Source organism: Planobispora rosea (genome assembly GCF_014648175.1).
GTDB classification, from domain to species: Bacteria; Actinomycetota; Actinomycetes; order Streptosporangiales; family Streptosporangiaceae; genus Planobispora; species Planobispora rosea.
In genome coordinates this window covers 64,808-75,257 of record NZ_BMQP01000042.1, presented here as the reverse complement: position 1 = coordinate 75,257, position 10,450 = coordinate 64,808, and the positions used below count along the sequence as shown (strand labels likewise).

Here is a 10,450-nt window from a genome sequence, read left to right as displayed (position 1 = left end):
GAGAGTGATCTTCAACGAACGCTCACTCTCTTGGAGGACGTTTCGCAACAGTCACTAAGCAGGACGATGCCTTCCGCGGGGACACGCCGACCGGTTCGGTGGCCGGGTCCACCAGCCAGTCCGTCGTGACGGCCATGGCCACCAGCCGGTAGGCCTGCGCGGATCTGGCGGAGCCGCGCAGCGCCCAGCTCGCCGAGATGCGTAAGCGCCTGGGCATCTCCCAGCAGCTCCCGGCCGAGCGGATGGGCATCTCCCAGGCGCGCGTGTCCCAGATCGAGCACGGTCAGATCGGCGGCCTCGACATCCTGCGTCCTTATGTCGTCGCCCTGGGCGGCACGCGACACCATCACCCGACAGGACGAAAAGGACGGCCCCGGACAGGGGGCCATCAGGTGGCACGCCGTGACAGTAGACGTCATTGATCAAATCGGCTTTGATCTGCAGGTTCAACTTCCGAGGTCAGCGTCCTGCGAGTGGTGATCCCACCTCCACGAAGCCGTTCGGCTCAAGCACGGCATCGACTACATCACCCGGCTGAGCCATCCTGTACGGGGACTCGCGCCAGCAGGCGGCGGGCGAGATCGAGCAGGTGCGGCAGGCGCAGCACCCGGCCGCCGCTGCCGGGCAGCGGGACGTGCAGCGGCTCGGTCCAGCGGGCCGGGATCGCGCCGAGGCCGTGCACGGCGCCGGCCAGGCCGCCGGTGACCGCGGCCACGGTGTCGGTGTCCCCGCCCAGGTCGATCGCGGCCCGGAGTGCGTCCTCGAAGGCGGAGGTGGTGCGCACCGCCCACACCGCCGATCCCAGGCAGGGCCAGACGGCGCCGTTGAACTCGGTCGCCCGGCTCGGGTGCCAGGCGGGGTCCAGGACGACGGCGTAGCGCTCCCGCTGCTCCGACTGGACGGCGGCGAGGATCTCCGGCAGCGCCGCCAGCGGGTCGGCGCCGTCTAGGGCGAGGCGCACCAGCTCGTGGAAGATCGCGGTGCCCTCCCACGCCGCCGGGTCGCCGTGGGTGAGCGCGGCCAGGCGGCGACCGGCCTGCATCGTGGCAGCTCTCCCGTCGCGGGCGAAGTACACCGCCGACGTGGCCGCCCGCATCAGCGCGCCGTTGCCGGCGGCGCGGTGGCTGCTGCGGTAGTGGGCGTCAGCCGCCTGATCCCAGGGCAGGCGGCGGCTCAGCACGTCCTCGGTCTGCACCCCGATGTCCTTGGGGTCGTCGGCCGCCCACCGCTGGAAGCGGGCGAAGACGTCCGGCAGGTCCAACCCGCCGCGCTCCAGCAGCGACTCGGCCACGTGCACGGCCATCTGCGTGTCGTCGGTGGCCTCACCGGCCTCCCAGCCGCCGCCCGCATGCATCTCTCCCCCGGCGCCCGGCGCCGGGAACCGGGCGGAGAACGCCCCCGCCGGGCCGAACTCGAGCGGGGCACCGAGGGCGTCGCCCACCGCCGAGCCGACGACCGCGCCGGCGGCACGCTCCAGACGATCCATGACGGCAGGCTACGGACCAGGGGAACCCTCGATCCATCCCTTTCCCATCGGCGGTGGCCCTGCCGTGATGCCGATGGACCCGATCACGCGTGCTCGCGACGTGCTCGCATGCCCCGGAACGCGCCGTCAGGCCCCGCCACGACCCGTCACCGGATCCGGGCGGAGTGCGGACGAAACACCACCAACCGGCATCCGGAAACCCTGATCACCGCACCGGGCAACCGCCTTCTAATCCGACGGTCGCAGGTTCGAATCCTGCAGGGCGCGCTTTGATTTGCGGAAATCCTCACCGTGCCCGCGAACCGCCACAGTCTGGGGCAGACCTGGGGCAGATGCGGGTCAGGCTCTCCCGATCACGGCCGAGAGCCGCTGCGGCGGTCAGCACCAACCGAGCCGTCCCCCAGGCCGCCTCGTGGGCGACCACCGGCAGCACTGAGACATAGGCGTCGGCGGTGAGCACGATGTTGGCATGCCGGGGCATCACCTGGACCACCTTCAGGGCGGTGTGCGCCGCCATCCCCAGTGTCGCAGTGTCGTGCCGCAGATCGTGCAGCCGGATCGGAGGAAGCCCCGAGGCCGTCACCAGGCTGTGGAACCGGCCCGTGAGGTAGTCCGGCCGCAGCGGCGCCCCCTCGGCCGTGGTGAATCTGTTCGGCGGGTGCCCGAACCGCGGCGGTCCGCCTCAGCGTCAACGGTGATACGACTTTCCCGCAACAGTCCGGACTCGATATAAGGATTATTTATATTCGTTGTATGGTCTGGGAGATCACACTGCACGCCGAAGTGAACGCCTGGTTCCTCGACATCTGCAAGAACGACCCGGCCACCGCGGAGAAGATCGAGGAGGCACTGGACGAGCTCGCCCTACAGGGTCCGAAGCTCGGCCGTCCGCTGGTCGACCGGATCCACCACTCCCGCGTCCTGCACAACCTCAAGGAGCTACGGCCCCGAGTACCGGGCGAGGCGGAGATCCGCCTACTGTCCGTCTTCGATCCCACCCGGGAGGCCATCGTGCTGGTCGCCGGTGACAAGACCGGGGAATGGAACCGGTGATACCGCACGGCGATCCCCTTGGCGGAGGAACGCTACGCCGCATACCGTGCCGAGAAGGAGAAGGAGGAACGGCGATGAGCGAATTCGTGAAGTGGTCCGACACCAAGGCCAGGGTCCGTGAGATCGACCCCGAGTGGGACTCCCCCGAGCGCGTCGCCGCCCGAGAGGCCAGCCGCGAGCAGCTCCGGGCGGAGCTGCGCGGCGCCCAGCTCGCCGAGACGCGCAAGCGCCTGGGCGTCTCCCAGAAGCTCCTGGCTGAGCGCATGGGCATCTCCCAGGCGCGCGTGTCCCAGATCGAGCACGGCCAGATCGGCGGCCTGGACACCCTGCGTTCCTATGTCGTCGCCCTGGGGGGGACGCTGGACGTGGTGGCCGACTTCGGCGACCACACTGTGAAGGTCGCCTGAGCCGGTCTGGGCACGGCCCCGGTCCAGGGTCCATGTTTGCTCGGTGATTGTTCGCGTGTCGCGGTACGGCCCGGCACACGGTGACATCCCGGCAGAACAATACCGTCGCCTGGTGCCGGGAACCGCGCGGAGAACGCCTCCGCCAGGCCGAACTCGAACGGAGCTCCGAGGACGTCTCCCACCGCTGACCCGATGACCGCACCGGCGGCGCGCTCCAGAGGATCCATGGCGGCAGGCGCGGCCCTTTGCCGGAGCATCGCGAGGAAACCGTGTCACTATCTTCCGGAGCGGACCGCACCCCCCTCGGAGGAGACGACGTGCGCATCACCCGGTACGCGACGACCGCCGCCCTGGCGGTGGTGATGGCGGCCTTCCCGACCCCGGTGGCCGTTCCGGCGGCCTCCGCCGAGACCGTCGACATGATCAGTCCCTCTGCACGTGCCGTCGTGTTGCGCGACGCACCGCGCAGGCTCTCGGTCGCCTACGTCCACCGGGGCCGCCGGCACACCCTGGACGATTTCCTGGCCCGCACGAAGACGAGCGGATTCGTCGTCCTGGACGGCCAGGACGTCGTGGCCGAGCGCTACACGGGCGCGGGCCGCACCACCCGGTTCCAGTCCTGGTCGGTGGCCAAGTCGTTCACCTCGGCCGCCGTGGGCATCGCGCTCGGCGAGGGCAGGATCCGCTCGCTGGACGACCCGGTGGACGCCTACCTGCCCGAGCTGGCCCGCTCGGGTTATGCCGGGGTGTCCATCCGCGACCTGCTGCGCATGTCGTCCGGCATCGCGTGGGACGAGGCCACCGACGTGCCGCGCCTGCACGCCGCCGCCAACCGGGGCCTGCCGCTCAGGAAGACGGCCGCGCGGCAGGTGCGCGGCTGGAAGCCCGGCAGCCGTTTCGAGTACACCAGCATGAACTCCTTCGTGCTGGCCCGGCTCGTCGCCGAGACCACCGGCGTGCCCTACCACCGGTACGTGGAGCGCAAGATATGGCAGCCCGCCGGCATGGAGTCCACGGCGGGGATCGGTGACGACTCGGGCGGTGACGGCCTCGGCTACTGCTGCTACCACGCCACCGCCCGCGACTTCGCCCGGTTCGGGCTGCTCTACCTGCGCGGCGGCAGGTCCGGCGGGCGCCAGGTCGTCCCCGCCTCCTGGGTCGAGGCGTCCACCAGGCCCTCACCGCGGAACCCGTCGTACGGCCTGCACTGGTGGCTCGGCCGGGGCGGGGACTTCATGGCGGCCGGGCTCGGCGGCCAGTACATCTACGTCTCCCCCCAGTACGGGGTGGTCATCGTCAAGTCGACGATCGGCGCGGGCCGGCCGGACCAGCAGGAGGCGCTGGCCGCCTTCCGCGCCACGGCGAGGGAAGTCGCCAGGACCCGCTGACCCCGACCGGTTCGACCAGTCGCACGCCGGATCCGCGGGCGGTCACAGGCCGTGGCGGACGGCCCAGGCGGTGATCGCTCCGGCGATGGCCTCGGGCCGGTCCTCGGGGGCGTGGTGCCCCGAGGGGCCGCAGGGCTCGATCTCCAGGGCGGCGATGTTGGCCGCGCACCATTCGACCATCCGGTCGTCGACGAGGAGGGTCGGGGAGGAGTCGAAGGTGAGCAGGAGCTTGGGCACGTCGGTGCTGGCCGCCAGCCACCGGTCGTATCGTTCGACACGTTCGGTGACGTCGGCGGGCTCGCCGTCCAGGGGCAGTGAGCGGGCCCACTCCAGGATGGGACGGCGGCTCTCCCGGGTGGGATAGGGCTCCAGATAGGCCAGCAGTTCCTGTTCGCTCAGCGGGGTGAGCACGCCGCCGGTGAAGGCCGTCCGTACGAAGAAGTCCTGGTCGAGCACCAGGCTTTCGCCCTGTGGGCCGCGCATGGCCTCGGCGCGCGAGCGCGGGCCGTCGCCCAGTTCGGCCCAGGACATCGGGCGGATGATCGTTTCGAGGAAGACCACACCGCGGACGCGGCCGGGGTGGCGGGCGGCCCAGTCGAATGCCAGCGCCCCGCCCCAGTCATGGCCGACCAGGACCACCTCGTCCAGGCCCAGCCGGTCGAACCAGGCGTCCAGGTAACGGGCGTGGTCGCCGAACCGGTACGGCACGTCCGGCTTGCCGGAACGGCCCATGCCGATGAGGTCGGGAGCCAGCGACCGGGTGTCCGCGCCGACGGCGGGCAGCACGTTGCGCCACAGCCGGGACGAACCGGGGTTGCCGTGCAGGAACACCCAGGCGGCGCCGCTGCCGGTCTCCTCGTAGTACATCGTCGAGTCGAGCACATCGATCTCAGGCATGAGTCGGTCCTCACATCGTGTCGGAGCGGGGGTCGGGGAACGGGAGCGGCACGGCGCGGACGGATGCCCCGTCGAGCCGATCGGTGATCCGTTCGAGGGCGTGGATCCTGGCGTGGTCAGCACTCTCAGCGATCTCGACTGTAGATCTGCATCATCCAACTGTCAATAATCCAACTATCATTTCTCCATCTATCAGATGACCGCACTATCAGGGCTGTTAACATCCGACCGTGACGATGGAGAGCCGCGCCGACCACCGGTCCTCCGGCGAGGAGGATGCCCCCGTGTCCGGCACCGTCGGCCATCTGCTGCGCCGCGTCTTCACCGGCATCACCGCCCAGGCCGTGCAGGACGGGACGCAGGCGCGCGATTTCGTCGTGCTCGACGTCCTCGCCGATGAGAGTGCCCCCTCACAGCAGGACCTCGTCCACCGCCTCGGCATCAACCGCACGATCATGGTGAAGCTGCTCGACCGGCTCCAGCAGGCCGGCTACATCACCCGTACCCGCAACCCGGCGAACCGCCGCACCCATGTCCTGTCCCTGACGCCGCAGGGCCGGGCCGCGCTGAAGGACATGCGCCGTGCCGTCGCCGACCGCGACGCCCGGCTCACCGCCCCGCTGTCCCCGGACGAACGCCGGCGCCTCATCGAACTGCTGACCAGGCTGATCGCCGACGACGAGCGGCCCGCGGGCGCCGGCGTCGAGCACCTCGTCGCCCAGGCCCACTACCGGCTGCGCCGCCTCGGCGACCAGAGACTGAAGGAGTACGGCCTGCGCACCCGCCACTTCGCCCTGCTGCCCGCGCTGGAACTCCTCGCCCCCTGCCCGCAGCAGCGACTCGCCCACCACCTGCACCTCACCGAACCGGCCACCGCGTCCCTGGTGGACGAACTGGTTCAGGCCGGACTCGTCGAGCGCGGGCAGGACCCGCACGACCGCCGCCGCTACGCCCTCGGGCTCACCGACCTCGGCCGCGCCCGCGTTCCCGTCGTCCTCGACGCCCTGACCGGCATCGAGCGCGACATCGCGGACGCCCTCGGCCCCGACGGCGTCCGCGACCTGCGCGACCTGCTCGTCAAACTCCTGCCGTGACCACGACCACGTCCGTGTCCGTGTCCGTGTCCGCGCCGTGTCTCGGCCCGGGCGCACACGTCAGGGCTCTCCAGCAGGGCTCCGGCCCGACCGGGCACGGACTCCGGTGAGCTTGTCGGGGTTGGTGACCGAGTAGATGCGGGTGATCCGGTCACTGCCGGGCGTGAGGTCCACGACGACCACGGCGAGCGGGCCGCCTCCGGAGAAGACGAGCGCGCACGGGTCCCCGGCCACCAGCCGGTAGCGGATTTCCAGCCCGTCGGCGGGCATCGTCTCCGCGACCGACATGAACAGCGCGGCGACCCGGTCGCGGCCGTGTACGGGCCGCAGACCCGTTGCGGGCCCCTTGCCGCCTCCGTCGGTCCACAACGTCACGTCCGGCGCCAGCACCTCCAGCAGGGCCCGAAGGTCACCGCCGAGGGCGGCCTCGGCGAACCGCTCGGTGACCCGGGCGTGAACGTCCGGTTCGGCCCGGTGGCGGGGGCGGCGCGCGTGAACGTGACGGCGCGCGCGGGCCGCGAGCTGGCGGACCGCAGCCGGTGTGAGGACGATCTGATCACCGCGGTCGGAACCGGTGCCGGCCACCCGGCCGACGTCGAGGTCGACGGGACGGGCAGGACGTTGCTGCCCGGCCTGATCGACGCGCACACGTGTTCGACGGCAGCCTGGCCGAGGCGCTGCGGTACCGGGTCACCACCGAGCTCGACATGTTCTGCCTCCCGCAGATCCTCCAGGGTCAGCGACGCCTGGCCGCCGAGGACGACGACGTGGCCGATCTCCGCAGCGCGGGCACCCTGGCCACCGCACCGGGCGGTCACCCGACCCATCTGCTGGCGGCCCCGGCCGGCACCGTCCTCGACGGTCTCGACCCCACCGCGTTGGACTCCGTCTCCGACCCCGCGCAGGCTCCGGCCTTCGTCCAGGCCCGGCTGGCCGAGGGGGCCGACTATCTCAAGATCGTCATTGATGACGGCACGGTGCACGGTGCCGACCTCCCGGTCATGACGCCGGAGACCGCCGCCGCCCTCACCGCCTCCGCGCACGACGCCGGGCTACGGGTCATCGCCCATGCGATCACCGCGTCCGAGGTGGGGATCGCGCTCGACGCCGGGGTGGACGGCCTGGCCCACGTGTGGACCGACCTGGCCCCGGGCGACCCGGCCGCGCAGCGGCTGGCCGAGCGGGTCCGGGCCCGGGAGGTCTTCGTCGTGACCACGCTCGCCTACTTCGAGGCGATCACCGCCCGGCACGCCGAGACCCCCGACTGCGCGCGTCCCGGCAGCTCCGCCAACGCCGTGGGTGCGCTGCGGGCCCTGCGCCGGGCCGGTGTGCCCCTGCTCGCCGGGACCGACGCCACCCCCTTCGTGCCCGCCCACGGCGCCGGCATGCATCGTGAGCTGCGGCTGCTCACCGAGGCCGGGCTCAGTGCCGAGGAAGCGCTCGCCGCCGCGACCAGCCTGCCCGCCCGGCACTTCGGGCTGTCCGACCGCGGCCGGGTCGTCCCCGGCCTCCGCGCGGATCTGGTGCTGGTCGAAGGCGACCCCACCCGTGACATCGCCGCCGTCGGATCCATCACCGACGTCTGGCGTCGCGGAGCGCGCCAGAGGTGATCCGGGTACGGACCCCGTCGCGATTCGTTCGCGCGCGGGCTCGCCGCCGCGTCGAAATAGCCACCCGCCTATCGACATAGGATCTTTTCGTTTGGTGTTCGCCCGATTGTCGGAAGGCCTCCATGACCCACCCCCTCAGCCGGCGGTCCGCTCTGCTGGGCGCCGCGGCCGTGGCCGGCCTCGCCCTCTGGGACAGGCCGGCCGAGGCGGTCGGCGGCGCCCCTGCCGGCAGCACCTCTACCGGTAGGGCCCCTGCCGGCAGGGCCGCGTTCGACGCCGCGCGTGAGCGATGGGTGAGCCTGCTGGCCGGTGAGTCGTACGACGCCGCCCATGCCGACAAGACGAAGGCGGTCGAGGGCTCGGCCAACGCGGTGCTGCGCAAGCTGCAGCCCTCCCCCGACCGCCCGAGCCTCTGGCCCGATCTGCCGCTGGACGACCCCCGGACGGGCAACTTCAACCGCGCCTACAACCGCATGCGCACCCTGGCGCTGGGCTGGGCCACGCCGGGCACCGCCATGTACCGGGACGAGCAGGTCGCCGAGACCGCGGCCGGGGCACTGGACTTCCTGTACGAGCACGCCTACCACGAAGGGCTCGACCGGCGCGACAGCAACTGGTTCTGGTGGGAGATCGGTGTTCCGCGCTCGCTGACCGACACCTGCGCCCTGCTCTACGACGGCCTGCCCGAGGACCGCCTCAAGCGCTGGCTGCGCCCGGTACGCCGCTGGTGCCCCGACCCGGAGCGCCGCGTCAGTCACCCCGGCGTGGTCGAGACCGGTGCCAACCGGGCGGGCAAGGCCATGGCGGTGGCGATGCGCGGGCTGCTCACCCACGACGCGCGTCTCGTCAGGCGGGCCAGGGACGCGGTCTCAGACCTGCTGCGGACGACCCGGGGCCCGGGCGACGGCTTCCGCCGTGACGGGTCGTTCATCCAGCACGACGTGTACCCCTACAACGGCAGCTACGGCGTGGACTACCTGGAGAGCGTTGCCGAGCTCATCGCCATGCTCGCGCACTCGCCCTGGGAGATCCCCGACATCGGGAACGTCTACGGCATCGTGGACCGCTCCTTCATGCCGTTCATCTTCGACGGGCTGATGATGGACTGCGTACGCGGCCGGGCCGTCTCGCGTCAGGGCCACCGCGACTACCACGCGGGACAGAAAGCGGTCGAGGCCATCCTCACCTTGCTGGAGGCGGCGCCCGAGCGCCACGCCCGGCGCTGGCGGCCACTGGTGAAGGGCTGGCTCACCCGCAACCGGGCCCTCCCCTACGACACGCTCGCGCCGCCGGCGAGCATCGCCAAGGCCAGAGCCCTGCTGGAGGACCCGTCGGTGCCGGTCGGTCCGCGCATGACGGGCACGTATGTCTTCGCCGACATGGACCGGATCGTGCACCGCCGTCCGGACTGGGCCTACGCGATCGCGATGAGCTCGGAGCGCATCGGCGCGGCCGAGGCCATGAACCGCGAGAACCTGCACGGCTGGTACACCGGCGACGGCATGACCTACCTCTATACCGATGACCTCACCCACTGGAACGACGACCTGTGGCCCACGATCGATCCGTACCGGCTGCCGGGCACGACGGTGGACACCCGCAGGCGCGCCGATCTCCGGCACGGCGGGCGCCGCCTGCCGCCCACCCCGTGGGCCGGCGGCGTGGCGCTCGGCGGCGAGTACGGCGCGGCGGCCATGAAGCTGATCGCCGACGGCTCCTCGCTGCGGGCCAAGAAGGCGTGGTTCCTCCTCGACGACGCGGTGATCGCCCTCGGCACCGGCATCACCGCCTCCGACGGCCGCCGCATCGAGACCGTCGTGGAGAACCGCAACACCCACGACGCGCACCCGCCGCTGAGCCGGGGTGACGGCTGGGTCCACCTGTGCGGTGTGGCGGGCTACGCGCTGCTCGACGGAGCCGACGCGAAGGTGATCCGCGAAAGGCGTACCGGCCGCTGGCGGGACATCGACGAGGGCGCCACCACCGGAGGCGACAGGACCCGCGTCACCAGGCACTACACGACGATCCTCATCGACCACGGCGTCGATCCGCGCAAGGCGCGCTACGCCTACGCCGTGCTGCCCGGCGCCTCCGCCGCGCAGACCGCGGCCTACGGACGGCGGGTCGAGATCCTCGCCAACTCCGGAACCGTGCAGGCCATCTCCCGCGACGACCTGCTCGCCGCCGTCTTCTGGCGCGCGGGGACCGTCGAGACCGCGGACGGGCCGCTCTCCGCCGACGGCCCGTGCGTGCTGCTGGCCCGCCGCGACGACGAGCGGGTACGGCTCGCGGTCTCCGACCCGTCCAGGACCGCCGACGAGGTGAAGATCGGGCTGCCCTGGCCGGTGAGATCGATCGAGGAGGGCGACCGCGGCGTACGCAAGGCCAAGCGGGCGGTCAAGGTGGACGTCGGAGGCAGCCGCGGGCACGCCCGTACAGCGGTGGTGCGGTCCGAGCCCCGCAGGCGCGTGGAGCCGCACCCCGGCGGCCCCCGCGCGTTGAAGCCGATCTGATC

12 protein-coding genes are annotated in these 10,450 nt (G+C 71.8%); 7 read left to right on the top strand and 5 right to left on the bottom strand.

The annotated features are described in order from the left end of the window. Nucleotides 1–197 precede the first annotated feature (197 nt). Entirely contained in the window at nucleotides 198–422 is a 225-nt protein-coding gene (locus IEZ08_RS40710; protein WP_189243543.1) for a helix-turn-helix domain-containing protein, read from the top strand. Between the two features lie 104 nt (nucleotides 423–526). Here IEZ08_RS40710 and IEZ08_RS31235 read toward each other — a convergent pair whose 3' ends face one another. After that, nucleotides 527–1,486, bottom strand: a complete 960-nt coding sequence (locus IEZ08_RS31235) for an ADP-ribosylglycohydrolase family protein (RefSeq protein ID WP_189243542.1) — start codon at nucleotides 1,484–1,486, stop codon at nucleotides 527–529. A 286-nt stretch (nucleotides 1,487–1,772) separates the two neighbouring features. After that, nucleotides 1,773–2,003, bottom strand: a complete 231-nt coding sequence (locus tag IEZ08_RS31230; RefSeq protein ID WP_189243541.1) for a hypothetical protein — start codon at nucleotides 2,001–2,003, stop codon at nucleotides 1,773–1,775. Nucleotides 2,004–2,239: 236 nt separating this feature from the next. Here IEZ08_RS31230 and IEZ08_RS31225 point away from each other — a divergent pair, with 236 nt between their 5' ends. After that, nucleotides 2,240–2,539 carry a type II toxin-antitoxin system RelE/ParE family toxin gene (locus tag IEZ08_RS31225; RefSeq protein WP_189243540.1) on the top strand — a complete coding sequence of 100 codons (300 nt, stop codon included), beginning with the start codon at nucleotides 2,240–2,242 and terminating at the stop codon, nucleotides 2,537–2,539. Between the two features lie 74 nt (nucleotides 2,540–2,613). Beyond that, a complete protein-coding gene (locus IEZ08_RS31220) occupies nucleotides 2,614–2,946 on the top strand; it encodes a helix-turn-helix domain-containing protein (RefSeq protein ID WP_189243539.1) in 333 nt (110 codons plus the stop codon). Here the strand turns inward: IEZ08_RS31220 and IEZ08_RS40830 are convergent. After that, the gene (locus IEZ08_RS40830) at nucleotides 2,874–3,173 is read right to left on the bottom strand and encodes an ADP-ribosylglycohydrolase family protein (RefSeq protein ID WP_506330646.1); all 300 of its coding nucleotides are present in this window, start codon (nucleotides 3,171–3,173) and stop codon (nucleotides 2,874–2,876) included. The two genes, IEZ08_RS31220 and IEZ08_RS40830, sit on opposite strands and share 73 nt — an antisense overlap. 90 nt (nucleotides 3,174–3,263) lie before the next feature. Here IEZ08_RS40830 and IEZ08_RS31215 point away from each other — a divergent pair, with 90 nt between their 5' ends. Further along, entirely contained in the window at nucleotides 3,264–4,334 is a 1,071-nt protein-coding gene (locus tag IEZ08_RS31215; RefSeq protein WP_229803718.1) for a serine hydrolase domain-containing protein, read from the top strand. 42 nt (nucleotides 4,335–4,376) lie between these two features. Here the strand turns inward: IEZ08_RS31215 and IEZ08_RS31210 are convergent, their stop codons facing one another. Further along, nucleotides 4,377–5,231, bottom strand: coding sequence for a haloalkane dehalogenase (locus IEZ08_RS31210; protein WP_068925885.1), 855 nt, complete (start codon nucleotides 5,229–5,231; stop codon nucleotides 4,377–4,379). Nucleotides 5,232–5,467: 236 nt separating this feature from the next. Here IEZ08_RS31210 and IEZ08_RS31205 point away from each other — a divergent pair, with 236 nt between their 5' ends. Further along, entirely contained in the window at nucleotides 5,468–6,325 is an 858-nt protein-coding gene (locus IEZ08_RS31205) for a MarR family winged helix-turn-helix transcriptional regulator (RefSeq protein WP_189243546.1), read from the top strand. A 60-nt stretch (nucleotides 6,326–6,385) separates the two neighbouring features. Here the strand turns inward: IEZ08_RS31205 and IEZ08_RS31200 are convergent, their stop codons facing one another. Continuing rightward, nucleotides 6,386–6,973, bottom strand: coding sequence for a nuclear transport factor 2 family protein (locus IEZ08_RS31200; RefSeq protein WP_229803716.1), 588 nt, complete (start codon nucleotides 6,971–6,973; stop codon nucleotides 6,386–6,388). A gap of 2 nt (nucleotides 6,974–6,975) precedes the next feature. On the opposite strand from IEZ08_RS31200, the gene IEZ08_RS31195 reads away from it, so the two are divergent. Both IEZ08_RS31195 and IEZ08_RS31190 read left to right on the top strand, forming a co-directional pair. Continuing rightward, nucleotides 6,976–7,935, top strand: coding sequence for an amidohydrolase family protein (locus tag IEZ08_RS31195; protein WP_229803714.1), 960 nt, complete (start codon nucleotides 6,976–6,978; stop codon nucleotides 7,933–7,935). 122 nt (nucleotides 7,936–8,057) lie between these two features. Continuing rightward, the gene (locus IEZ08_RS31190; RefSeq protein WP_189243538.1) at nucleotides 8,058–10,448 is read left to right on the top strand and encodes a polysaccharide lyase 8 family protein; all 2,391 of its coding nucleotides are present in this window, start codon (nucleotides 8,058–8,060) and stop codon (nucleotides 10,446–10,448) included. Nucleotides 10,449–10,450: the final 2 nt, after the last annotated feature.

Bases quoted from the DNA above. Each gene is read 5' to 3' on its own strand.
- IEZ08_RS40710 (WP_189243543.1), top strand. From the start codon at position 198: ATGCGTAAGCGCCTGGGCATCTCCCAGCAGCTCCCGGCCGAGCGGATG.
- IEZ08_RS31235 (WP_189243542.1), bottom strand. From the start codon at position 1,486: ATGGATCGTCTGGAGCGTGCCGCCGGCGCGGTCGTCGGCTCGGCGGTG.
- IEZ08_RS31230 (WP_189243541.1), bottom strand. From the start codon at position 2,003: ATGGCGGCGCACACCGCCCTGAAGGTGGTCCAGGTGATGCCCCGGCAT.
- IEZ08_RS31225 (WP_189243540.1), top strand. From the start codon at position 2,240: ATGGTCTGGGAGATCACACTGCACGCCGAAGTGAACGCCTGGTTCCTC.
- IEZ08_RS31220 (WP_189243539.1), top strand. From the start codon at position 2,614: ATGAGCGAATTCGTGAAGTGGTCCGACACCAAGGCCAGGGTCCGTGAG.
- IEZ08_RS40830 (WP_506330646.1), bottom strand. From the start codon at position 3,173: ATGGATCCTCTGGAGCGCGCCGCCGGTGCGGTCATCGGGTCAGCGGTG.
- IEZ08_RS31210 (WP_068925885.1), bottom strand. From the start codon at position 5,231: ATGCCTGAGATCGATGTGCTCGACTCGACGATGTACTACGAGGAGACC.
- IEZ08_RS31205 (WP_189243546.1), top strand. From the start codon at position 5,468: ATGGAGAGCCGCGCCGACCACCGGTCCTCCGGCGAGGAGGATGCCCCC.
- IEZ08_RS31190 (WP_189243538.1), top strand. From the start codon at position 8,058: ATGACCCACCCCCTCAGCCGGCGGTCCGCTCTGCTGGGCGCCGCGGCC.